The sequence below is a fragment of the Salinicola halimionae genome (assembly GCF_003206065.1).
GTDB classification, from domain to species: domain Bacteria; phylum Pseudomonadota; class Gammaproteobacteria; order Pseudomonadales; family Halomonadaceae; genus Salinicola; species Salinicola halimionae.
This window is the reverse complement of sequence record NZ_PZJQ01000004.1, coordinates 813777-837771: the sequence shown is the minus strand read 5'-3', so window position 1 is coordinate 837771 and position 23995 is coordinate 813777. Positions and strand designations below refer to the sequence as shown.

Sequence of the window (23995 nt, the reverse complement as noted above, 5' to 3'; positions counted from 1 at the left end):
AACACCCCAGCAACGCTATTTCATTCGCTACTCGAAGGGAGAGTCACATGGCACGACTCGAGACACAGACACTTTACATCGACGGCCGCCGCACCCCAGCCAGCGGCGATCAGACCTTCGACGCGGTCAACCCGGCCAACGGCGAAGTCATCGCCAGCGTCCAGCAGGCAACCGCTGCCGATGTCGACAAGGCGATCGAAAGCGCCCAGCGCGGCCAGCGCCAGTGGGCGACGATGACCGGCATGGAGCGTTCGCGCATTCTGCTCAAGGCCGTCGCGCTGCTGCGAGAACGCAATGACGAACTGGCCGAGCTGGAAACACTGAACACCGGCAAGCCGCTCAGCGAAACGACTGGCGTCGACATCGTGACCGGCGCGGACGCACTCGAATATTTCGCGGGGCTGGCACCCGCCATCGAGGGCACGCAGATTCCGCTCCGCGAAGACTCGTTCGTCTATACCCGACGTGAACCGCTGGGTGTCATCGGCGCCATCGGCGCGTGGAACTATCCGATCCAGATCGCTTGCTGGAAAGCGGCCCCGGCCTTGGCCGCCGGCAACGCTGTGGTCTTCAAGCCGAGCGAGGTCACCCCGCTGACCGTGATGAGATTGGCAGAGATCTTCACCGAAGCCGGACTTCCCGATGGCGTGTTCAACGTCGTTCAGGGCGACGGCAGCGTCGGCGCGATGCTCACCGAGCATCCCGGCCTCGCCAAGATCACCTTTACCGGCGAAGTGGGCACCGGCAAGAAGGTGATGTCCGCCGCGGCCGGTTCCACGCTCAAGGACGTCACCATGGAGCTTGGCGGTAAGTCGCCGCTGATCGTGTTCGAGGACGCCGATCTCGATCGCGCCGCCGACGGTGCGATGATGGCCAACTTCTATTCCAGCGGCCAGGTCTGCACCAATGGCACCCGCGTGTTCGTGCATCGTTCGGTCAAGGAGGCCTTCGAGGCCAAGATCGTCGAGCGCGTCAACCGCATCAAGGCCGGCGATCCGCTGGATCCCGCCACCAACTTCGGCCCGCTGGTCAGCTTCGAGCACCTGGAGAAAGTCGCCAGCTACCTGGAGATCGCCAAGCAGGACGGCGCGCGCCTGCTCGTCGGGGGCAATCGCATGACCGACGGCGAGTTTGCCAAGGGCGCGTGGGTCGCTCCCACGGCCTATACCGATTGCGAAGACGACATGCGAATTGTCCGAGAAGAGATCTTTGGTCCGATCATGGCGATTCTGGCTTTCGACGACGAAGACGAGGTCATCCGCCGCGCCAACGATACCGAGTACGGCCTGGCCGCGGGCCTCTTCACCGAAGGGCTCAATCGCGCTCACCGCGTCATTCATCAGATCGAAGCCGGTATCTGCTGGATCAATACCTGGGGCGACTCCCCTGCCGAAATGCCGGTCGGCGGCTATAAGCAGTCGGGCATCGGTCGCGAAAACGGCGTCGAAACGCTGGCACACTATACCCAGACGAAATCGGTGCAGGTCGAGATGGGGCCCTTCGAATCGGTGTTCTAACGAATCGGTTTGCTGGCAATCGGTTTGCTGGCATAGAACGGGCTGCGTTCGGCCGGACTCTATCGTCCAGCCGGGCGCGCGCCTGTCTCCCCCTCTCATCTCTTTGATTATAAAAGGAGCGTGTGTATGCAACAGGCTCAAGAATTCGACTACATCATCATTGGCGCGGGTTCAGCGGGTAACGTGCTCGCCACGCGTCTGACCGAGGATCCGTCGGTCAGCGTGCTGCTGCTGGAAGCCGGCGGCCCCGATTACCGTGCCGATTTCCGCACCCAGATGCCGGCGGCACTGGCCTACCCGTTGCAGGGTAAACGCTATAACTGGGCGTTCGAGACCGACCCGGAGCCGCACATGGACAATCGACGCATGGAGTGCGGCCGTGGCAAGGGCTTGGGCGGTTCCTCGTTGATCAATGGCATGTGTTATATCCGCGGCAACGCGCTGGACCTAGATAACTGGGCCAAGCATCCGGGCCTCGAAAACTGGGGCTATCTCGACTGCCTGCCCTACTATCGCAAGGCGGAAACCCGCGATATCGGCCCCAACGACTATCACGGCGGCGATGGCCCGCTAAGCGTTGCGACGCCCAAGGCGGACAACAATCCGCTCTATCAGGCGTTCATTGACGCTGGCGTCGAAGCCGGTTATCCGCGGACCGATGATCTCAACGGCTACCAGCAGGAAGGCTTTGGGCCGATGGACCGGACGACGACGCCCAACGGGCGCCGCTCCGCCACGGGGCGCGGCTACCTGGACATTGCCAAGCAGCGCGAGAACCTGACCATCGTCACCCATGCGACCACCGATCGCATCCTGTTCGAGGATCAGCGCGCCGTTGGGGTCAACTATCTCCACAAGAGCCAGCCGCGTCAGGCTCTGGTTCGACGTGAAGTACTGCTGTGTGGCGGCGCGATCGCCTCGCCTCAGATTCTGCAGCGTTCCGGCGTGGGCAACCCGGCGTTGCTGGAATCGCTGGGCATTCCCGTCGTGCACGACCTCAAGGGCGTCGGCGAGAACCTGCAGGATCACCTGGAGATGTATATACAGTACGAGTGCAAGGAGCCGATCTCGCTGTATCCGTCGTTGAAGTGGTACAACCAGCCCCAGATCGGCGCGGAGTGGATGTTCCTGGGCAAGGGTATCGGCGCCAGCAACCAGTTCGAGGCCGGCGGATTCATCCGCAGCGACGACAGTGAACCGTGGCCCAACCTCCAGTACCACTTCCTGCCGATCGCGATCAGCTACAACGGCAAGAGCGCGGTTCAGGCCCACGGTTTTCAGGCCCACGTCGGTTCGATGCGCTCCGAAAGCCGCGGCCGCGTTCAACTGCGCGACAAGAATCCGCGCAGCGCACCCAGCATCCTGTTCAACTACATGTCCACCGAACGCGATTGGCAGGAGTTCCGCGCGGCCATTCGCCTGACCCGGGAAATCATCGATCAGCCGGCGATGGATGCCTACCGCGGCCGAGAGATTTCACCGGGACCGAACGTGAAAACCGACGAGCAGCTCGACGCGTTCGTCCGCGAGCATGCCGAAACCGCGTACCACCCCTGTGGCACGTGCCGTATGGGAAGTGACGACGATGCAGTGGTCGATCAGGAAGGTCGCGTTCACGGCATCGAAGGTCTGCGCGTCATCGATGCGTCTATCATGCCGCAGATCGTGACCGGCAATCTCAACGCCACCACCATCATGATCGCCGAGAAACTCGCCGACCGTGTTCGGGGCCGAGATCCTCTGCCAACCTCCGAGGCGCCTTACTACGTCGCCAACGGCGCACCGGCGCGCCAGGCACCGGCCAAGAGCGCCTGAAGCGGAGGTCAGGCCGCTGAACACAGAGCGCTTTTGTCACTCGCCGTTTCACGATGCTTCGTTAGCCCGGCGCCGTTGGCCGGGCTTTTTGGTGTCTGGCGGTCAGTGAATGTAGGCCAGTCTTGCACCACGCCGTCGCTCCCCCCTATGCCTGCTCTCCACCTGATGCGAATATTTGTGCGCTAATTGCGCATTGTGCGAACAGTGTTCCTTTACACTGGTTTCCTCTTTACGCTAGTCACGATTTTACGCCGGTAAGACTTTACGCTCGTTCGACTCGTGTACCACGATCGTCGCAAAGCCAGTACAAGGAACGTTCTACGTCATGTCTTCTTCTCCTTCGTCGTCTCGCGCCCGTCGACTGCGCTGGCTCTGGCTGCTGTTGCCGATCGTTGTCGCGGCCGCTCTCGCCTACTACGTGTTCGGTCGAAGTGACGATTCGGAAACGAACGATGCCGCCAAGGGGCAAGCCGGCGGCGCGCCGCCGGCGACGGCTATCTCTGCCGTCGCCGCCAGCCTGGGGGATCTGCCGATCGAACTGACCGCGCTGGGCACGGTGCGCCCGCTTTCGAGCGTCGCGGTGCGCCCGCGCGTCGAAGGCCAACTACTGTCGGTCAATTTCGAGGAAGGCGAAACGGTCAAGAAAGGCCAGTCGCTTGCCCAGGTCGATCCGCGCGACTATCAGGCTCAACTGGATCAAGCCAAGGGGCAGTTGGCCCAGGATCAGGCCCAATTGGCATCGGCCCGTGAAGATCTGGCGCGCTACGAGAAGCTGATCAAGACCAACTACGTCTCGCGGCAGGAACTGGAGCAGCAGCGTCAACTGGTGCGCCAGTACCAGGGCGCCGTATCCGGCGATCAGGCCGGCGTCCAGAGCGCGCAGGTACAGCTCGACTATACCGATATCATCGCACCGATCACCGGCGTGGCCGGGATCCGCAACGTCGATCCCGGCAACATCATCCAGCTCGGCGACGACGACCCCATCGTTACCATTACCCAGCTCAATCCGATCTCGGTGATCTTCTCGCTGCCTAGCCGCTACGTCGATACCGTCAGGGGTCGCCTGACCGATGGCGATCGCCCTCAGGTCAGTGTCACCGGGACCGACGGCGAAACCTATTCGGGTCGGCTCGGCAGCATCGACAGCAACATCAACAGCGCTACCGGCACGATCCGGCTGAGAGCCACTTTCGACAATCCGGACGGTGGCCTCTATCCCAACGCCTACGTCGATGTCAGCCTGGTCTCGCAGGTTCTTCGCGATCAGGTCATCGTGCCCGAACCCGCGGTGCAGACCGGCCAGAACGGCAACTACGTCTACGTGGTCAAGGACGATAATACCGTCACCCGTCGTGACGTCACGCTGGTGGCGACCCAGAACTCCCAGAGCGCGCTCTCGTCAGGCGTCGAGGCCGGAGAGCGCGTGGTGGTCGACGGTGTCGACAGCCTGCGCGAGGGCGCCAAGGTACGCGTGGTCAGCGATGCCCTGCCGGGAGAGTCCAGCGACGAGGTCGCCGACCCGGCCGGCGGTGACGCCGAGAACCAGACCAGCGGTGACGCGGCAAAGCGGCCCAGCGATAACGGTGCGAATCGCGGCAGCGCCTCATGAACCCGTCTCGCCTCTTCATCCTGCGCCCAGTCGCCACGTCACTGGTGATGCTGGCGATCCTGATAGCGGGCGCACTGGCGTACCGGCTGCTGACGATCTCGTCGCTGCCAGAGGTGGATTTTCCGACCATCCAGGTCACCACGCTCTACCCCGGGGCCGGCCCCGACGTGATGCTCTCTCACGTCACTTCGCCGCTGGAAGACGAACTCGGCGAGATCTCGGGGCTGGAGGACATGAGTTCGACCAGTACCGGCGGCGCCTCGCTGATCACGCTGCGCTTCTCGCTCGATTCGGACATGGGCGTCGCCGAGCAGGAAGTCCAGGCCGCGCTGAGTCAGGCCGAAACGCTGTTACCCGACGATCTACCCCGCCCGCCCAGCTACAGCAAGGTCAACCCGGCCGATACTCCGATCATGACGCTGGCGGTCAGCTCGGATACGTTGCCGTTGACCCAGGTCTACGATCTGGTCGATACCCGCATGGCTCAGAAGATCGCGCAGATCAGCGGCGTGGGCCAGGTCAAGCTGGCCGGCGGTCATCAGCCGGCCGTACGCATTTCGGTCGACTCACGCCAGCTCGCGGCTCATGGGCTCGATCTCGCGGCAGTTCGCAGCGCCGTCGACGCGGCCAACGTCAATCAGGCCAAGGGCACGCTGTATGGCCCCTACCGCGCCTACAGCATCGATACCAACGATCAACTGCTGTCGGCGAGCGGCTATCGCGCTCTGATTCTCAAGAACGACAACGGCTCGGTGCTGCGCCTGTCCGATGTGGCCAGCGTCGAGGATGGCGCCGAGAACGCCAATCTCTCGGCCTGGGCCAACCGCCAGGGCGCCATTCTGATCGACGTACTGCGTCAGCCCGGCGCCAACGTCGTGGGCGTGGCCGACACCATCAAGCAGAACCTACCGGCGCTGGAGAACACGCTACCGGCCGGTGTCGACGTCAAGGTTCTCACCGACCGCACCACTACCATCCGCGCCGCAGTGGAAGACGTGCAGTTCGAGCTGATCCTCGCCATCGCTCTGGTGGTGATGGTGACCTTCCTGTTCCTGCGCAACATTCCGGCCACGCTGATCCCCAGTCTGGCGGTGCCACTGTCGCTGGTAGGCACCTTCGGCGCGATGTATTTGGCGGGCTTCAGCCTCAACAACCTGACCCTGATGGCGCTGACCATCGCCACCGGCTTCGTCATCGACGATGCCATCGTGGTGCTGGAGAACATCACCCGTTACATCGAGAAAGGTGAAAAGCCGATGGCCGCCGCGCTCAAGGGCTCCCGCCAGATCGCGTTCACCATTCTGTCGCTGACGATCTCGTTGCTGGCGGTGCTGATACCGCTGGTCTTCATGAGCGGCGTGGTCGGCGTACTGTTCCGCCAGTTCGCGTTGACCCTGGCGATCTCGATCGTGATCTCCGCTTTCGTGTCGTTGACGCTGACCCCCATGCTCTGTGCGCGCTGGCTGAAGCATCGCCCGGAGGCCGCAGACGATAGCGATGCAGAAGCCGATGACGAGACGATGGTACGCAATCGCCAGGGGCTGTTCGGGCGCGTGACGCGTGGCTACGAACGCGCGCTGGACTGGATTCTGGGCCACCAGACACTGACGCTGCTGGTCGCGGTCGCCACTCTCGGGGTCACCGCGCTGCTGTTTCTCGCCACGCCCAAAGGATTGTTTCCGGTGCAGGATACCGGCGTCATTCGCGGCACCACGACCGCCACGCAGTCGACGTCGTTCGAGGCAATGTCCGCTCGCCAACAGCAGCTCGTCGATCGTCTGCTCGAGGATCCCGACGTCGAGAGCATTTCCTCGAGCGTGGGCATCGACGGTACCAATACCACCCTCAATGGCGGCCGCATCTCGATCAACCTCAAGTCGCTGGACGAGCGCGGCGACCTGAACAGCGTGCTGACGCGCCTGCGTGACGCCAGCCACGACATTCCCGGCCTGACTCTGGCGCTACAGCCGGTGCAGGATCTGACGCTGGAAGACACCATCAGCCGGTACCCCTATCAGTTCTCGCTGACTCAGGGCGATCGCGAGGCATTGAACGCCGATGCCGATAAACTGATGGAGGCGCTCAAACGCTCGCCAGCCATCGCCAGCGTCAGCAGCGACGTGCAGAACGAGGGACGCAAGCTCGAGGTCACCATCGACCGTGCACGCGCGGGGCGCCTCGGGATCAGCGTCGCGGATATCGACGATGCGCTCTACGATGCCTTCGGCCAGCGCCTGATTTCGACCATCTTCACCCAGGCCAGCCAGTATCGAGTCGTGCTTGCCGCCAATGCGGGCAACGATGACGGCCCGGCGGCGCTGTCGCGTCTCTACGTGAGCAATGACGACGACGAGCTGGTGCCGCTGTCGACGCTGGTCACGCTGACCGAGCGCACCACGCCGCTATCGCTGCAGCGTCAGAATCAGTTTCCGTCGGCCTTGATGTCGTTCGCCGTGGCCGACGGCTACTCGCTGTCGGACGCCTTCGATGCGGTCGACCGGGCGGCGGGAGAAACGCTGAGCGACCAGACCACGCTCGACTATCGCGGGTCGGCACTGGCGTATACCAATTCCACCAGCGATACGCTGTGGCTGATCCTCGCCGCCATCGTCACCATGTACATCGTGCTGGGCATTCTCTACGAGAGCTATATCCACCCGCTGACGATTCTCTCGACGCTGCCCTCCGCGGCCATCGGTGCGCTGCTGGCACTGCAGATCAGTGGCTACTCGCTGGGGCTGGTGGCAATCATCGGCATCATCCTGCTGATCGGCATCGTCAAGAAGAACGCCATCATGATGATCGACTTCGCGCTGGAGGCGCAGCGCGAGCGCGGCATGTCGGCGGCAAAGGCGATTCACACCGCGGCGCTGCTGCGTTTCCGACCGATCATGATGACCACGTTCGCAGCGCTGCTGGGCGCGCTGCCGCTGATGTTCGCCAGCGGTTACGGCGCCGAGCTTCGCCAGCCGCTGGGTATCACCATGGTCGGCGGACTGCTGTTCAGCCAGCTACTGACGCTGTTCACAACGCCGGTTATCTATCTGTTTTTCGATCGCCTGGCGTCACGCTGGAATCGACTGGCTGCACGCCGCCGTCGCGATGACGAAGCCGGTCGTGACGACGATCATGACGGCAGCTCGGTCGAGGCCAAGCCGTGAGTCTGTCGTCGCCCTTCGTTCGCCGACCGATCGCGACGATCCTGCTGGCACTGGCCATCGTGTTGCTGGGGTCGCTCGCCTACGATCGGCTGCCGGTGGCGCCGCTGCCCAATGTGTCGTTCCCGACCATCATGGTGTCGGCGAGCCTCAGCGGGGCCAATCCGGAGACCATGGCGTCAACGGTGGCGACACCGCTGGAGCGCTCGCTGGGGCGGATTCCAGGTATCACCCAGATGACGTCGTCGAGCTCGGACGGCTCCACCCGAGTGATCATCCAGTTCGATCTCGACAAGGACATCAACGTGGCCGCCCAGGAGGTGCAGGCTGCCATCAATGATGCCCAGCCGCTGCTACCCAGCGCCATGACCAGCCGTCCTCACTATCGCAAGCTGAATCCGGCATCGGCGCCGGTGATGATCATGTCGCTGACCTCCGACTCCATTCCCACCAGCGAGCTCTATCAGCTCGCCGACAGCAAGATCGCCCCGCCGATCGCGCAGGTGCCGGGTGTCGGCGATGTCAACGTCGGCGGCAGCTCGTCGCCGGCGGTACGCGTCTCGATCGATCCGCGCAAGCTCAACCACGCCGGCATCACTCTCGATGCGGTCGCCGGTGCGCTGCGCGCTGCCACGACGCAGTCGCCGACCGGCTTCGTGCAGACCATCGACCACCGCTGGGAAGTGCAGACCGATTCCCAACTGTTGAAAGCAAGCGGCTACAGCCAGATCGTGATCGCTCGCGGCGACGACGGCTCGCTGATGCGACTGGGTGACGTGGCAACCATCACCGACGGTGTGGAAGACCGCTACAACGTCGGCTTCCAGAACGAGCTACCCGCCGTGCTGCTGGTGATCAGCAGCGCCAGCGGTGCCAACATCATCGATACCATCGCCGGCGTACGCGAACGTCTTGGTGAGGTGAAGAGCCTGCTGCCGCAGAACGTCAACCTCAGCGTTCAGCTCGACCGTGCGCCCGGCATTCAAGCGTCGCTGCATGAAACCCAGCTGACGCTGCTATTGGCGGTGGTGCTGGTCGTACTGGTGGTGTTCCTGTTTCTGCGCAATGCCCGTGCCACGATCATCCCCAGCGTCGTGATACCGGTGTCGCTGGTGGGTACCTTCGCAATGATGTGGGTGTTCGACTTTTCGCTCGATACGCTGTCGCTGATGGCGCTGATCGTGTCGATCGGCTTTCTGGTCGACGACGCCATCGTGGTGGTCGAAAATATCGCCCGCCATATCGAACAGGGCGTGAAGCCGTTCCAGGCCGCGCTACTCGGCGCCAAGGAAGTCGGCTTCACGGTGACCGCGATGAGCGTGTCGCTGGTGGCGGTGTTCATTCCCCTGCTACTGCTGGGCGGCTTCATCGGCCGAATGTTCCACGAATTCGCGGTCACGCTGTCGCTGGCGATCGGCGTGTCGTTGCTGGTCTCGCTGACACTGACGCCAATGCTCTGCGCGCGCTGGCTCAAACCGCATGCCCGACGGGAGCGGCAACCCGCCTGGGAGCGCGGTTTGGCCACGTTCGGGAGCTGGTTTCTGCGTGGCTATGCGCGCACCCTCGACATCGCGCTGGCGCATCGCCGTCTCACCCTGCTATCGCTGGTGGCGGTGATCGTACTCAATGGCTATCTCTATACTGCCGTCGACAAAGGGTTCATTCCGGATCAGGATACCGGCCGCCTGCTGGGCACCATGCGCGGCGATCAGTCATTGTCGTTCGAGGCCGTATCGGAGAAGCTCGGTCAGGTTCGCGAGCGATTGCTGACCGATCCTGCCGTCGACAGCGTTTTGGGCTTCATGGGCAGCGGCGGGCCGGGCCGCGGCGGCTCCTCAGCGACGCTGTTCATCACTCTGAAGCCGGGTCGCCAGGGCTCGACGCAATCGATCGGCAACCGCCTGACCGCCAACCTGCAGGGGCTGACCGGGGTCAGTACGTTCATGTTTCCGCTACAGGACATTCGCGTCGGCGGACGCTCCAGCAGCGCCTCGCAATACGAGATCACACTGAAAAGCGACAATCTCGATCTGCTTGACGACGGTGCCAGCCAGGTCCAGCAGGCGATGCAGCAGGTCGACGGCATTACCGGCGTCGATAGTGACAATCGTGGCGATGGCCTGGCCGCCAGGCTGGTGGTGGATAGAGATACCGCCTCCCGCCTGGGCATCGACATGCGCACCATCGACACCGTCCTGGGAAACGCTTTCGCCCAGCGCAAGGTGGTAAGTCTCTACGATGCCGACGAGCAGCGCTATGTGGTGATGGAGGTGGGCGCGCCCTATCGTCAGGCACCCGATGCCATCAGCGACCTCTACGTCAGCGGAAGCGACGGCGAGATGATCCCCATTTCGGCGTTCAGCCACGTCGAGCGCAGCACCACGCCGGTCACCGTCAACCATCAGGGCCAGTTCGCGGCCTCGACGATCTCGTTCAATCTCGAGGACGGCGTCTCGTTGGGCGATGCCACCGCGCGCATTCGCCAGGCGGTCGACGAACTCCATCTGCCGACGTCGGTACAGGTCGATTTCGAAGGTAGTGCCGGCACCTTCCAGAGCGGCATCGAAGCGATGCCGTGGCTGATCCTCGCCGCATTGATCACGGTCTACCTGGTGCTGGGGATACTCTACGAGAGCTACATTCACCCACTGACGATTCTGTCGACGCTGCCCTCCGCCGGTGTCGGCGCACTGCTGGCTCTGATGCTGCTGGATACGCCGTTCACGCTGATCGCGCTGATCGGCATCATCCTGCTGATCGGCGTGGTCAAGAAAAACGCCATCATGCTGGTCGACTTCGCCGTGGTCTGTGAACGCGATCAGGGCATGTCGCCGCAGGAAGCGATTCGTCACGCCGCACTGGTACGCTTCCGACCGATCATGATGACCACCCTGGCGGCACTGCTCGGCGCCCTGCCGCTGTTGATCGGCACCGACGAAAACGCCGGCCTGCGGGCGCCGCTGGGGATCACCATCATCGGCGGCTTGATCATCAGCCAGATATTGACGCTCTACACCACGCCGGTGGTCTATCTCTATCTCGACAGGTTGCACCGTCGGCTGCGGCCAAGACAGATAGCCTCGCTCCAGGGCAACGAGGCGTAGGGTGCCGGATACGGCGCCCTGAAATCGGCGCTAGCCAAAAGGATAAGTTGAGGTCCTCTAGTCAGCCGTCGCGGGATCCGCTAGTCTGGAAATCAAATTCAAACGCTCGTCTGAATTTCGTTTCCTCTCGGAGTCCATCATGATCACACTGCTGCTCATCGTCCTGGCCGTCGTTGGCTGTCTGGTCGTCATGCGTCGTGAAGCCGGCGCGCTTGCGGCAATCGCCGTGCTGGCGATACTGGGTATCGCCGGGCTGGCGCTGGATGCCGAAGTGATCGGCACGTTGCTGCTGATTGCGGCGATCGGCGTGGCCGTCTGTGGTCTCAAGCCGATCCGCCGCTTGTGGTTGTCACCAAGGCTGTTCGCGCTGTTCAAGAAAATCGCCCCGCGCGTCTCCGAAACCGAACGCGTCGCGCTGGATGCCGGCACCGTGGCCTGGGACGGCGAGCTTTTCAGTGGCCGCCCCAACTGGCAGAGGCTGCTCGACTTTGATAACCCGGGGCTGAGCGAAGAGGAGCAGGCGTTCGTCGACCACCAGTGCTCTGTCGCCGCCGGCATGTGCAACGCGTGGGAGATCGCCCGCGAACGTGCCGACATGCCCGAAGCGCTCTGGACCTACCTGAAGAATGAGCGCTTCTTCGGGATGATCATTCCCAAGGCCTACGGCGGCCTAGGCTTTTCCGCCAAAGCGCAGTCTGCGGTGCTGCAGAAACTTGCCTTCAACGAGACGCTGATGAGCACCGTTGGCGTGCCCAACTCCCTCGGCCCAGGCGAGCTGCTGTTGAAATACGGCACCGAAGCGCAGAAGGATCATTACCTGCCGCGTCTTGCCGACGGCCGCGAGATCCCCTGCTTCGCACTGACCGGCCCGCGCGCCGGCAGCGACGCCACTTCGATTCCGGACGTCGGTATCGTCTGTCGTGGCATCCATGATGGCGAAGAAGTGCTGGGGCTCAAGCTGACGTTCGACAAACGCTGGATCACGCTGGCGCCTATCGCCACCGTGGTGGGTCTCGCTTTCCGCATGTTCGACCCGGACAACCTGCTGGAACGCGGCGAAAGCGATATCGGCATCAGCTGCGCACTGATTCCCCGCGAGACCGAGGGATTGCAGATCGGCCGCCGACACCATCCAATCGGCAGTCCTTTCATGAACGGGCCGATTCGTGGCAAGGACGTGTTCATTCCCCTTGATTACCTGATCGGCGGACTCGACATGGCCGGCCAAGGCTGGCGCATGCTGGTCGAGTGTCTCTCGGTCGGTCGCTGTATCACGCTGCCGTCGGGCGCTGCGGGGATCGGTCGCTACGCGGTGGGCTGGAGCGGCGGCTTCACTCGCATCCGGCGCCAGTTCAATATCGCCGTGGCGGACATGGAAGGCGTGCAGGAACCACTGGCGCGCATCGCCGCCAAAGCCTATATCTCGCAGGCGGCGGTCATTCAGACCGCCAACACCATCGATCACGGTGTCAAACCGGCAGTACCGTCGGCGATTCTCAAAAGTCAGTTGACCGAGTTCCAGCGTGACGTGCTGGCCGACGCCATGGATGTCCATGGCGGCCGCACGGTGACGCTGGGGCCGCGAAACTATCTCGGCATCGGCTACAGCGCCAACCCGGTATCGATCACCGTCGAGGGCGCCAATATCATGACGCGCAACCTGATGATCTTCGGTCAGGGCGCGATCCGCTGCCATCCCTACGTTCTCGACGAACTGGCGGCCAAGGATGCCGACGATTTCGACGCCTTCGACCGCCTGTTCTTCCGCCATATCGGGTTGATCTTCGGCAACGGCGCCCGCGCCTTTACCCAGGCGCTGGGACTGGGCAAACCGGGCGTGCCGTTCGATGCCGTCGCCGCCCCCTATGCGCAGGATGCCGCACGCCTCTCTTCTGCTTTCAGCCTGTGTGCGGATGCGGCCATGGCGAGCCTCGGCTCCAAGCTCAAGCAGCGAGAGATGATCTCGGCGCGCCTTGGCGATGTGCTGTCGAATCTGTATCTGTTGTCGATGGTGCTCAAGCAGTGGCACGAGACGGACCGGGTCGACAATGAAGCCGCGCTGTTTCATTACAGCTGTCAGTTGCTGCTGAATCGCGCCGAGCAAGCCATGACGGATCTGTTCGACAACCTGCCCAATCGCGCGCTAGGCATGACGCTGTCGTTCGTGACCCAGCCGGTGGGACGTCGCTGGCACAAGCCGCAGGACACGCTGACCCGCGAAATCGCCAAGGCGATCTCCACCGACAGTGCACTGCGTCACAAATTGACCCGCAATACCTGGGATACCTGGGAAGAGGGTCAGAAGGACAACGCGCTGGCGCGCTACAACGCTCTGCTCGCCAACGCCGAACGTGCCGAAGCGATTTACCGCACTCTCAACAAGGCGCGGGGCAAGAAGGCGCTGCCCGAGGTCGCGCTGCATCCTGAACAGTGGATCGATGCGGCACACGAAACCGGATTGTTGAGCGATGAAGATGCCGCATTCATGCGCGCTCACGAAGCCGAAGTGCTGGAAATGCTGACGGTCGATGACTTCGCGTTCGATGCCTTCGTCACCCGCAAGGCAGTGGAAGAATCGGCAACGACCGAGGGCAAGGCCACCGCTTAGCATCGTTCGAGGAATTTCACCGGTATCGCCCCGAAGCCCCCGTCTNNAGACGGGGGCTTCGGCTTTTCAGGTTGCCGTTACTGACCCAGCACCTGCAGTTGCACTGCGGCGGCGCCATCATGAACCATTCCGAGCTGTTCCGCCGCTTTTCTGGACAGATCGATGATCCGACCCTCGACGAATGGCCCACGATCATTGATACGCACCACTGCGGTTTCGCCGGAATCCAGCGCGGTCACCTGGACTTTGGTACCAAATGGCAAGGTCTTGTGCGCGGCCGTCATTGCCCGGCTGTCGTAGGGCTCTCCGCTCGCCGTTAATCGCCCTTCGAAATAGGACGCATAGTAGGTTGCCTCGCCCAGACGCTTCTTGCCCTTCGGGGCATCTGCCTGCGCTCGTGCGGACGCGCCGGCTTCCTGATCGGAGGTCGGTCCCGATGCCCTGCCCTTGGCCCCGGGTTCTTTTCTGCCCGGGTCTTTTTTGCCGGGCTTAGCGCCAGGCTTGGCTGCCGTTGCGACAGGCCGGGGCGACGAGGTCGACTCCCAGCCCTGCGGATGATGAGTCGAGGCACAACCCGCCAGCAGGATGGAAGCGATGGCGACGGCCAGCAGGCACTTTGGCGGCCGCCGCCTTTGAAACACTCGCCGCCGCGGCCACAAGGGTGTGTCGTCAGTGAACGCTGATGTCATCGTGGTTACCTGGCACTTTCTATAAGCTCTAGCTATAAGTTCTAGAGGCTACAGGCCCTATAGGCCATTTCCGATCCGGCATCGACACGTGCCACCGCACAGAACCCAGACAGAACGAGCAGGCGCCGTCATCGAGATCAGACAAGTCATCGAAATTAGACAACGATAATCGATGATCGGCTCACGATAGCGGCCAAATAAGTAAAATCAAGGGAATGGCGGTTGCGATCACGATGAGCGACAGCGGCAGACCCAGCTTCCAGTAATCCCGGAAGTGATAGCCGCCCGGCCCCATCACCAACGTGTTCGATTGATGCCCGATCGGCGTCAGGAACGCGCAGGAAGCGCTGACCGCCACAGCCATCAGAAACGGATCGAGAGAGACATCCAGGCCACTGGCGAGATTGGCGGCGATCGGTGCCATCAGCAGTGCCGCGGCGGCATTGTTGATCACGTTGGAAAGCAGCAGGGTGATCACGAACAGTGCCACCAGCGTGATCACCGGCGGCCAGCCATTGCCCAGCGTCATCATGCCATCGGCGACCATCTGCGCGCCGCCGCTGGTCTCCAGTGCCTGGCCAACCGGCAGCATCGCGGCCAACAGCACGATCACCGGCCCCTCGATAGCGTCATAGCCCTCGCGCAACGGTAGCACGCCAGATGCCAGCGTGATCAGTGCCGCCAGCGACAAAGCGATCGCGGCCGGCAATAGATCGAACATCATGGCGGCAATCGCCACCGCAAAGATCGCTACCGACAGCAACAGTTGACGAGGCTTACCCAGCGACAGCTTGCGGCTGGCCAGCGGCAGGCAGCCCAGCGCCGAAAGGCTATCGCTGAGGCCGTTCTCGTCGCCCTGCAGCAGCAGCACGTCACCCGGCTGGAAGCGGACCTCGCGAAGACGCTGTTTCAGCCGCGAGCCGTCACGTGAAACCGCCACCAGGTGCAACCCGTGCTGGTTGAGCAGTCGCAAATGCGTCACGGTGCGCCGGATCATCATCGAATCGGTGCGTACCACGGCCTCAACCAACTGCAGATCATCGGTATCGAGCTTGGGCGTTCTGGCGGGCTTCGCTTCGCCCTCGTTTTCGAGCGCCTCGTCACCGGCCGTCTCGTCATCCCGGGATTGGGCGCCGAGGGTCAATCCGCCCTTGTCTTCCAACTGCTTGAGATCGTCGGGCCCCGCTTCGAGCAGCAGGATATCGCCCGCTTGCAGCGGACCGAAGAATCGATGCCCGGAGTGCTGTTTTTCATCCCTGATGATGCCCAGAATCGGCACCGGCTCGTCACAGACCTCTCGCAGTTCGCGCAGCGTCCATCCCACAGCCTTGGACGACTCCCCGACCGTCAGCTCGCTGAGATAGGCCGAGGTCTCGAACAGCTCGTCGGCAGAGGCTTGCCCTTGTCGCTGCGGCGTCAGCTTTCGTCCCACCAGCACCATGAAGAGCAGCCCGACCAGCGCCACACCGGCACCTACGGGGGCGAAGTCGAACATGCGGAAGGCGCCCTCTCCCTGACTGGCTCGAAAGGCGCTGATGATGATATTGGGCGGCGTGCCAATCAGCGTGATCAACCCGCCCAGCAGAGAGCCAAAGGCCAGCGGCATCAGCAGAATAGAGGGCGAGGTCCCGTGTTGGCGGGCGACCCGCACCGCGACCGGCAACAACAGTGCCAGCGCGCCGACGTTGTTCATGATCGCCGACATGAGAATCACGGTCGTCGTCAGCACCAGTAGCTGCCAGATCGGCTGGCTACCCGCCTTGAGCGCCTTTTCCGCGATCCAGTCGACCACGCCAGCATGCTCGAAGCCGCGACTGAGCACGAGAACCGCCGCCACCGTGATCACGGCCGGATGGCCGAAGCCGGAGAAAGCGTCGTCCGCGGGCACCACCCCCAGCAGGACGCAGCTCAGCAGCGCCGCCATGGCGACGAGATCATAGCGAAACCGCCCCCAGACGAAGGCGACTAGCGTCACTGCCAGTATCAGGAATACCCAGGTTGCATCCTGCATCGACACGCTCCTTGTGCGAATGAGTGCGAATGACGCCCGCCATGACAGAAAAAGCCGGCGACGCGCTATCGCGATGCCGGCTTGGGTATCATACGACAATGAATTGCATGAGGGTTACGGGACGAGAATCGTCGACCCGGTGGTCCGACGAGACGCCAGCGCTTCCTGCGCCTTGCCGGCCTCTGCGAGCTTGAAACGCTGCGCGATATCGATATTGACCTTGCCGCTTTCGAGCATGTCGAACAGATCGAGACACATCTCCTCGAATCGCTCGCGAGTGTCGGCGTAGCCGTTGAGACTGGGACGCGTCAGATAGAGCGAACCCTTCTGATTGAGAACGCCCACGTTGACACCTTCGACGGCACCGGACGAATTGCCGAAGCTGACCATCAGGCCACGCGGCGCCAGGCAGTCCAGGGAGGTAAGCCAGGTATCCTTGCCCACCGAGTCGTAGACGACGGGGACCATCGCGCCGTCGGTCAGCTCGCGAACGCGTTCGACCACGTTCTCCTCGCGGTAATTGATCGTTGCCCAGGCACCATTTTTCATTGCCAGCTCGGCCTTTTCGGCAGAGCCGACCGTGCCGATCACCTTGACGCCCAGGGCCTTGGCCCACTGACAGGCGATCGAACCGACACCGCCGGCAGCGGCGTGGAAAAGAATGGTTTCGCCGCCTTCCAGCGGGAACGTCTGACGCAACAGATACTGTGTGGTCAAACCCTTGAGCATCGCGGCCGCCGCGGTTTCGAAGGGAATATCCTCCGGCAGCTCGACCACCTTATCCGCCGGCAACACGTGGAATTCCGAGTAGGAACCCAGCGGCCCCTGGGCGTAGGCCACGCGATCCCCTTCCTCGAGATGGGTCACGCCCTCGCCAACGGCATCGACTACGCCAGCTCCTTCGGTACCCAGGCCGGACGGCATGGACGGAGCCGGATAGAGCCCGGTCCGAAAGTAGATATCGATGAAGTTGAGACCGATGGCGTGGTTCTTGACTCTGACTTCCCCCGCCTTGGGCGCGGCAGGTTCGAACTCGACGGTCTCGAGAACCTCCGGGCCGCCGGTGCGGGCGAACTGAATGCGCTTGGCCATGACATTTCCTTAGTGGGCTGATGACTCTCGGTCTGCCATCCAAGCGCCATTCCCGAGACGGGTCAAGTGCGGCACGGATCAGAAACGGTGCGGATCAGTTACCGCGTACGCCGGGTAACCGTCGAATCCGATGACGCACCCGGCAGGCACCGGGTCGGGAATCACAGGATGTCCGCGTAGCGCTCCAGCGCAGCGACGAAACGCGTCTTGTAATCCTCGAAGGTCTCCGGCTCCTGCTTGAAGGTGCGCACGATGCCATCGGCGTTAAAGCGCACCATGCTGGGCAGCACGCCGTTGACCGGTGACGGGTGCAGCGGTCCCAGGCCAATACGCAGACCATCCTCGCCTTCGATCCAGCGTTCGATACCGCAACCCCGGAAGAATGTCTCGCCGGCCTCGTCGGACGCCGTCACCCGCAGCGGTGCCTTCTCCGCCAGCGTCTTGACGAGATGTCGGCTATGCCGGGTGTTGCCCTTGCCTTCCGGGGTCGACAACATCCCCATCTCCATGGTCCCGCCATCGACATCGGACGAGATCAGCGCCAGACACAGGATCGCGCCGTCGTCTTCGGTCAGCGCGAACAGCCTTGCCGCCTCCTGTTCGAACAGCACGCCCTGCGTGCCGGCGAACATCACCAAGGGAGCCAAACCGGCTTGTTGCCCGTAGACACTGGCGCAAAGCTTGGCAAGACATGCCTCGCGGGTTTCAGGGTTTCTGACATGGACGACCTTCATCATGCTTCTCCTGACTGGTTGCCTTTTGGCGCGCTGCCGGCGGCTTCGGGCCGGTGTAATAAGCCGCGCAGCCTAGCATAATCAGCCAGCGGCTACTCTCTCCGCACCTCAACCCCAAAAACACCTCCGACGGCCATAGAGACTCTCGAATCGGTGATCGCATCACCTATATGTAACGTCGATCGATTACACTTCGCACCGGCAGTGACGAGATTCAAGCTTGGCTTGGCAAGGATTCGCCTTGACGCCATACACACGGTGACCGAAGGTCAGTGCTTCGGTGGCGGTAGCCACCGATCCATACTCATTTTTTTGATCCTGAAAGCCATGAACGCCGCCCCCGGCGTTCGACGGAGATCCCGAACGCATGACCCAGCCGCGCCCCGCCGCCAGCGCCGACCACGTCGATAACGCCATGCCCCGCTACATCGCCCACCGCGGTCTTTCCGCGCGGGCCCCGGAAAACACGCTGGCAGCGGTTCAGGCCGCACATGATGCCGGTTGCGATTGGGTCGAACTCGACGTTCAGTTGCTCGGGGACGGTACGCCCGTGATCTGGCACGACGCTGGGCTCAAGCGCTGCTCCGACGGGCGTGGCAAGCTGTTCAAGCTCAACGCCGAAAGTGCCGCCAAACTGGACGCCGGTAGCTGGTTCGGTGCCCAGTATCGGGGCGAAACCATGGCGACGCTCGAGGCGATGCTGGCACTGATTCAGCGGCTGGGCATGGGTCTCAATCTGGAGCTCAAGGTCTGCCGGGGTCGCAACGCCATCGAACTCGTCCAGGCTGCGCTGCCGCCAACGCTGGAGGCGCTGCCGGCCGACAAGCTGATCGTCTCCTCGTTCGATCGTCATGCGCTGACCGCCGCGCGAGCACTGGAATCCGACCCAGATCGACTGCGTCTCGGCGTGCTCGACGACAAGGTACCCAAGCGCTGGTGGCAGGAAACCGAACGTCTCGCGGCCTACAGTCTGCATCTCGACTGGCGCAAGATGAAGATCAAGCGAGTCCAGGAGATCGCCGATGAGGAGATCAAGCTGTTCTGCTACACCGCCAATGATCCGGTGACGTTCGAGAAGCTCTGGGACTGGGGCGTCGACGGCGTGATCAGCGATGACCCGACCCGTTTCGTGGTCCATGCCGAGGAAGTATCGACGCGGCGGCGGGTCACGGAAAGCGTCTGATGCCGGCTCGCACCCTGCCCTCGGACCTTGAGCGCCCTCCATCAATGCACATCCTTCGACAATAAGCGACTGATAGACCCGCCATTTAGACCCTTTGACGGCAAGCCCTCGGGCTTAAGATGGGCGCCATGCCCGTTCCCAGGTTGCGAGCCGTTCATGAATCCTTCTACGCTCATCGGCATCATCGCCAGTGCTTTGTTACTGGCGACCGTCGTGCTGTTTACCGCCCAGGCCCCCAGCAGCTTCTTCAATCTACCGGGGTTGGCGATCGTGCTGACCGGCACGCTGGCGGCGAGCTTCATCAGCTACCCGCTGCAGGAGATGCAACGCCTGTGCCGGCAGATCGCGGTGGTGTTCCGACGCGAACCCCAGGCCAGCGAATTGGAGAGTGATCTCGAGCAATTGATCGAAATGTCGCGCCACTGGAGTCGAGGCAATATCCGCGCGATTGAAGGTGCGCTGAATAGCACCACCAACCCGTTTCTACGCACTGGCATGCAGATGGTGATCGCCAACACTCGCGAGGAGGAAATTCGCGAGATGCTGCGCTGGCGGATGGTACGGGTCAAAGCCAGGGAGCGAACCGAGGCGCAGATCCTGCGCACCATGGCCGTCTACGCACCGGCGTTCGGCATGCTCGGCACCCTGGTCGGGTTGATCAACATGCTCGAGGTGATCCAGGCCGGAGATCTGGCGGTGATCGGCCCGCGTCTGGCCGTGGCGCTGATGTCGACGTTCTATGGCATTCTGCTGGCCAACCTGCTGTTCAAGCCGATCGCGGTCAAACTCGAGCGTCGTACCGAAGCGCGATTGATGACCATGACGCTGATTCTGGAAGGCGTGATGATGGTCAGCAAACGACGTCTGCCAGCGTTCATCGAGGAGGCCCTGAATACCTATCGTGCCGAGCATCGCGATGAAATGCGCGACGTCAGACAGCCACAGCCGGCCGACACCTCGGCCGAATCCGCATGAGTCAGGCCGCAATCTCCCCCGGCGGCCCCTTCTCCGATCTGCTGTTCGACGACGGCCCCTTCGACGATGCCGGACGCAGCAGCGAGAGCGATTCGTGGCTGATGAGCTATCTCGACATGCTCATGCTGCTGATCACGTTCTTCGTGCTGATGCTGGCGCTGTATGGCGGTCAGCTGGCCAGTCACGACACTGTCGATACACCGGTCGTCACCGCGCTGCCGCTGCATATTCCGGCGGAGAAACCGCATCTGGCAGCGCCGATGGTCTTGCCCGCCATCAGCATCGGCGAGTTCTATCGTCCACCGCGTCGGCTAACCCCAGCGCCGCTAGCGAGCGACATCGGCTTCTATTCGCCCGCATCGGTTCAGCCACTACCCACCGAGAGCCTCGTCGCCGCTTCAATGGCGTTCAGCGTGCCGTTGTTCGACCTACCTGATGTCGTGTCTGACGAAAAAGCCGCACCCGCGCTGCCTCGGATCGATGGCGTCGAAGTCACGGCGATTCCTCACGGCCTCAACCTTCGCATACAGGACCACCTGCTCTTCGACAGTAGCGCCGTCGGGCTAAGCGATAATGGACGAGAACTGGTCGAGAAGCTGATCCCGATGCTGCAGGACTTCCATGGCACGATTTCGGTCGAGGGGCACACCGATAGCGTTCCGATTTCGACCTCTCGCTTCCCTTCCAACTGGGAACTGTCAGCGGCGCGGGCCTCGGCGGTCGTTCGTGTTCTGCGCCTGGCCGGTATCGACGGCGGGCGGCTGCGCGCGATCGGGTATGCCTCGACCCACCCGCTGGTCAGCAATCACACCCCGGCCGGACGCGCCAGCAACCGCCGAGTGGAACTGGTGTTGCAGGAGCCGAACTCGTCGGCGCCGTGAGGATGCGGCCGGCTCCACAGCCACCCGATTCCTTTGCGCGGAATTCACTTGTCCGGAATTCACTTGTCGATAGGAAGCTGCGACAATCCGGCGCGTCGAGAGACGTGTGCACGGGAATCAGGTGGGAACCCTGAACTGCCCCCGCAACGGTAATCGCGTTAGGAACACGACATTTCCTAAGACACCACCGGATGTGCCGCCAGGCCATCCAGCCACTGTGAGACGACGGACAACGCTTCAAGGGAACGTTCGTCGCCATGGGAAGGCGTGTGTGTCGGATGGTTCAAAGCCATCGCGCGAGAGTCCGGAGACCGGCACGTTTCTCTTCACTGGTTGATGCGGAGGGCTCATCCAGTGGCGGCACCCCTGCCCGGACTCTCTGACGTCCGCGGCGGGCTTCGTCACGTCGTCCTCCCATTGCGTCTTCGTTCAGTACGCAGTTGGGGATCACATCGCATGCATTACCATAAAAAAGCCATCGCCTCGGGCGTCGCGCTCGCCGTGGCCATGGCTTCGCTATCGGCTCAGGCCCAGCAACGGGCCGACGGTCAGCAACAACTCGACAACGTCCAGGTGACGGCCAATCGCCTGCCTCAATCCCAGGCCGATGTGCTGGCCAGTACCACCATCATCGATCGCGCCGAGATCGAACGTAGTCAGGCAGACAGCGTGATCGAACTGTTGCAGGGCCGCGCGGGGATCGAAATCGCTCAGACCGGTGCACCGGGCAGTCTCACCAGCCTGTTCATGCGCGGTAGTGAATCCGATCACAGCGTCGTGCTGGTCGACGGCGTGCGTGTCAACTCGGCGACCAGCGGCGGTGCCAGCCTGGAATTTCTGCCCCCGGAGGCGATCGATCGCATCGAAATCGTGCGTGGCCCGCGTGCCGCCGCCTACGGCGCGGATGCCATTGGCGGCGTGATCCAGATATTCACTCGCCGTGGCAGCGAGGGCACTCATGCGTTGCTCGACCTCAGGGCCGGGGAAAACAGCACCAACAAGCAGAACCTGTTCGTCTCCACGGGGGATGCTGATACCCGCCTCAACGCCAGTCTTTTCCGCCGTGACGGCGATGGCTTCAATGCGACCGAAGCCGACACCAGCGGTGAACGCGATGGCTTCGAGCGCAGCGGCGGCCAGCTGGGCCTTTCCCATCGTTTCGGTGATCGAGTCGACCTCAGCTTCAATGCCCTGCGCCAGAACTTCGATACCGATTACGACAATTGTTACCCCGTCGGCGCCCTGGGCGCATCCCAGGACTGCCGAACCAAGGGGTATCTTCAGACCTTCGGTGGGCAGCTCGATGTGGCACTCGACACCGACTGGGACATGATCCTCACGGCCGGGCATTTCGACGAGCAACGCGAGGAACGCTACGACGGCAGCCGTAATAGCCGGACCGAATCCCACCGCAACGAACTCGGCCTGCAGCACCGTTTCACGCGGACCCACGGCGTCGATGTACTGGGCGTCGACTATCGCGAAGAACGACTCGATTACGACGATTACGCCTACGGCTCGCAGTACCAGAAGGACAGCCGCGAGAACTACGGCCTGTACGCCATGGTTCAGCGTCGGTACGGCGCCCACGAAGTGACGGGATCGCTACGCTACGATGACGACTCACGCTTCGGCGAAGAGACTACCGGCAACCTGGGTTATGCCTACCACCTGACCGAGTTCCAGCGGATCGGCGTGAGCTATGGCACCGCCTTCAAGGCGCCCAATCTGATCGATCTTTACGGCCCCTACGGCACCAACCCGGATCTCGATGCCGAAACTTCGAAGACACTGGAAGCCTTCTGGGCGCTGAATCGCGGCCCATGGGACGCACGAGTCACCGCCTTCGAGAGCCGAATCGACGACCTGATCAGCTACGATTCATTGACCTACATTCCCTACAACGTGGATGAGTCACGCATCCGCGGCGTCGAACTGAGCGGTGGCTGGCATCAGGATGGCCTCGCGCTGCGAGCCAGCCTGACCTATCAGGATCCCGAGGATCGCGATACCGGTGATCGCCTCAAGCGCCGCGCCAGGACGTTCGGTCGTATCGATGCCGACTACACGCTCGCCGCCTGGTCCGTCGGTACCACGCTGCGTGCTGCTGGCGACCGTCGTGATACGCAGTTCTCTTTCCCATATGGCGATACCACCACCGCCGGCTACGGCGTCGTCGACCTGCGCACCGCCTGGCAGGTGACGCCGACCGTCGAGCTGTCGGCAAAGCTCGAGAACGCGTTCGACAAGGATTATCAGTTGGCCGATGGCTACAACACCCGGGATCGCTATCTCGAAGGCGGCGTGAAACTCCGCTTCTAGGTCATAAACGAGAACTGCGATTCGAGACGACCGACAACGCCTGGTCACCCCGTGGATGGAGAGGCGTTATCGGTTTTCGACGCTAGCAGCCCGAGAGAGGAAGATCTCCGGGTGAAACCGCCCGGGAAATCAGCTTGAAAATGACGAAACGACAGCTCTCGATCGAGCACCGGATCGACTCAAGTCAGAGAAAACTGAACGAGCGAAATTTCGGTGAGTTGCAAAAAGTCTTTCCAATCGAAAGGCGCCAAAACGCTCTATCCGCGACGCCTCTGAGCGCAAACCCTTGAGGGG

14 protein-coding genes and 1 riboswitch are annotated in these 23995 nt (G+C 62.5%); of the genes, 10 read left to right on the top strand and 4 right to left on the bottom strand.

The window, feature by feature from the left end; translation table 11 throughout:
* The first annotated feature begins 47 nt into the window (after positions 1 to 47).
* From betB to DOM27_RS09630, 6 genes are all read left to right on the top strand, one after another.
* Entirely contained in the window at positions 48 to 1517 is a 1470-nt protein-coding gene (gene betB / locus DOM27_RS09655) for a betaine-aldehyde dehydrogenase (protein ID WP_110655798.1), read from the top strand.
* A gap of 126 nt (positions 1518 to 1643) precedes the next feature.
* Positions 1644 to 3332 carry a choline dehydrogenase gene (gene betA / locus DOM27_RS09650; RefSeq protein WP_110655797.1) on the top strand — a complete coding sequence of 563 codons (1689 nt, stop codon included), beginning with the start codon at positions 1644 to 1646 and terminating at the stop codon, positions 3330 to 3332.
* 325 nt (positions 3333 to 3657) lie between these two features.
* Entirely contained in the window at positions 3658 to 4944 is a 1287-nt protein-coding gene (locus DOM27_RS09645) for an efflux RND transporter periplasmic adaptor subunit (RefSeq protein WP_110655796.1), read from the top strand.
* Positions 4941 to 8105: a multidrug efflux RND transporter permease subunit gene (locus DOM27_RS09640; RefSeq protein ID WP_110655795.1), complete on the top strand. Its 3165-nt coding sequence runs from the start codon at positions 4941 to 4943 to the stop codon at positions 8103 to 8105. The genes DOM27_RS09645 and DOM27_RS09640 overlap by 4 nt, the downstream gene beginning before the upstream one ends.
* On the top strand, positions 8102 to 11206 hold the full coding sequence (locus DOM27_RS09635) for an efflux RND transporter permease subunit (RefSeq protein WP_110655794.1): 3105 nt from the start codon (positions 8102 to 8104) through the stop codon (positions 11204 to 11206). The genes DOM27_RS09640 and DOM27_RS09635 overlap by 4 nt, the downstream gene beginning before the upstream one ends.
* Positions 11207 to 11345: 139 nt before the next feature.
* Entirely contained in the window at positions 11346 to 13814 is a 2469-nt protein-coding gene (locus DOM27_RS09630; RefSeq protein WP_110655793.1) for an acyl-CoA dehydrogenase, read from the top strand.
* A 77-nt stretch (positions 13815 to 13891) separates the two neighbouring features.
* Here DOM27_RS09630 and DOM27_RS09625 read toward each other — a convergent pair whose 3' ends face one another.
* The 4 genes from DOM27_RS09625 to DOM27_RS09610 form a co-directional block, all read right to left on the bottom strand.
* Positions 13892 to 14503 carry a septal ring lytic transglycosylase RlpA family protein gene (locus DOM27_RS09625; RefSeq protein ID WP_110655792.1) on the bottom strand — a complete coding sequence of 204 codons (612 nt, stop codon included), beginning with the start codon at positions 14501 to 14503 and terminating at the stop codon, positions 13892 to 13894.
* Positions 14504 to 14684: 181 nt separating this feature from the next.
* Positions 14685 to 16514 (bottom strand): SLC13 family permease, encoded by a 1830-nt coding sequence (locus tag DOM27_RS09620; RefSeq protein ID WP_110655791.1) that lies wholly within the window; start codon positions 16512 to 16514, stop codon positions 14685 to 14687.
* Between the two features lie 114 nt (positions 16515 to 16628).
* Positions 16629 to 17606, bottom strand: coding sequence for an NADPH:quinone reductase (locus DOM27_RS09615; protein ID WP_110655790.1), 978 nt, complete (start codon positions 17604 to 17606; stop codon positions 16629 to 16631).
* A gap of 161 nt (positions 17607 to 17767) precedes the next feature.
* Positions 17768 to 18343, bottom strand: coding sequence for a hypothetical protein (locus DOM27_RS09610; RefSeq protein ID WP_157956745.1), 576 nt, complete (start codon positions 18341 to 18343; stop codon positions 17768 to 17770).
* Between the two features lie 364 nt (positions 18344 to 18707).
* Between DOM27_RS09610 and DOM27_RS09605 the strand changes: the two genes are divergently transcribed.
* From DOM27_RS09605 to DOM27_RS09590, 4 genes are all read left to right on the top strand, one after another.
* Positions 18708 to 19523 carry a glycerophosphodiester phosphodiesterase family protein gene (locus DOM27_RS09605; RefSeq protein WP_245392662.1) on the top strand — a complete coding sequence of 272 codons (816 nt, stop codon included), beginning with the start codon at positions 18708 to 18710 and terminating at the stop codon, positions 19521 to 19523.
* Between the two features lie 156 nt (positions 19524 to 19679).
* Positions 19680 to 20498 carry a motility protein A gene (locus tag DOM27_RS09600; RefSeq protein WP_110655788.1) on the top strand — a complete coding sequence of 273 codons (819 nt, stop codon included), beginning with the start codon at positions 19680 to 19682 and terminating at the stop codon, positions 20496 to 20498.
* Positions 20495 to 21379: an OmpA/MotB family protein gene (locus tag DOM27_RS09595; protein WP_110655787.1), complete on the top strand. Its 885-nt coding sequence runs from the start codon at positions 20495 to 20497 to the stop codon at positions 21377 to 21379. Before DOM27_RS09600 ends, DOM27_RS09595 begins: the two co-directional genes overlap by 4 nt.
* 87 nt (positions 21380 to 21466) lie before the next feature.
* Positions 21467 to 21713, top strand: a riboswitch (cobalamin riboswitch).
* A 122-nt stretch (positions 21714 to 21835) separates the two neighbouring features.
* Positions 21836 to 23701, top strand: coding sequence for a TonB-dependent receptor domain-containing protein (locus DOM27_RS09590; RefSeq protein ID WP_188113703.1), 1866 nt, complete (start codon positions 21836 to 21838; stop codon positions 23699 to 23701).
* Positions 23702 to 23995: the final 294 nt, after the last annotated feature.

Excerpts from the sequence above, each read along its gene's own strand:
- DOM27_RS09640 (WP_110655795.1), top strand. The coding sequence starts at position 4,941 with ATGAACCCGTCTCGCCTCTTCATCCTGCGCCCAGTCGCCACGTCACTG.
- DOM27_RS09615 (WP_110655790.1), bottom strand. The coding sequence starts at position 17,606 with ATGGCCAAGCGCATTCAGTTCGCCCGCACCGGCGGCCCGGAGGTTCTC.
- DOM27_RS09620 (WP_110655791.1), bottom strand. The coding sequence starts at position 16,514 with ATGCAGGATGCAACCTGGGTATTCCTGATACTGGCAGTGACGCTAGTC.
- DOM27_RS09590 (WP_188113703.1), top strand. The coding sequence starts at position 21,836 with ATGCATTACCATAAAAAAGCCATCGCCTCGGGCGTCGCGCTCGCCGTG.
- DOM27_RS09645 (WP_110655796.1), top strand. The coding sequence starts at position 3,658 with ATGTCTTCTTCTCCTTCGTCGTCTCGCGCCCGTCGACTGCGCTGGCTC.
- betB (WP_110655798.1), top strand. The coding sequence starts at position 48 with ATGGCACGACTCGAGACACAGACACTTTACATCGACGGCCGCCGCACC.
- DOM27_RS09630 (WP_110655793.1), top strand. The coding sequence starts at position 11,346 with ATGATCACACTGCTGCTCATCGTCCTGGCCGTCGTTGGCTGTCTGGTC.
- DOM27_RS09610 (WP_157956745.1), bottom strand. The coding sequence starts at position 18,343 with ATGATGAAGGTCGTCCATGTCAGAAACCCTGAAACCCGCGAGGCATGT.
- DOM27_RS09605 (WP_245392662.1), top strand. The coding sequence starts at position 18,708 with ATGACCCAGCCGCGCCCCGCCGCCAGCGCCGACCACGTCGATAACGCC.
- DOM27_RS09595 (WP_110655787.1), top strand. The coding sequence starts at position 20,495 with ATGAGTCAGGCCGCAATCTCCCCCGGCGGCCCCTTCTCCGATCTGCTG.
- DOM27_RS09625 (WP_110655792.1), bottom strand. The coding sequence starts at position 14,503 with ATGACATCAGCGTTCACTGACGACACACCCTTGTGGCCGCGGCGGCGA.
- betA (WP_110655797.1), top strand. The coding sequence starts at position 1,644 with ATGCAACAGGCTCAAGAATTCGACTACATCATCATTGGCGCGGGTTCA.
- DOM27_RS09600 (WP_110655788.1), top strand. The coding sequence starts at position 19,680 with ATGAATCCTTCTACGCTCATCGGCATCATCGCCAGTGCTTTGTTACTG.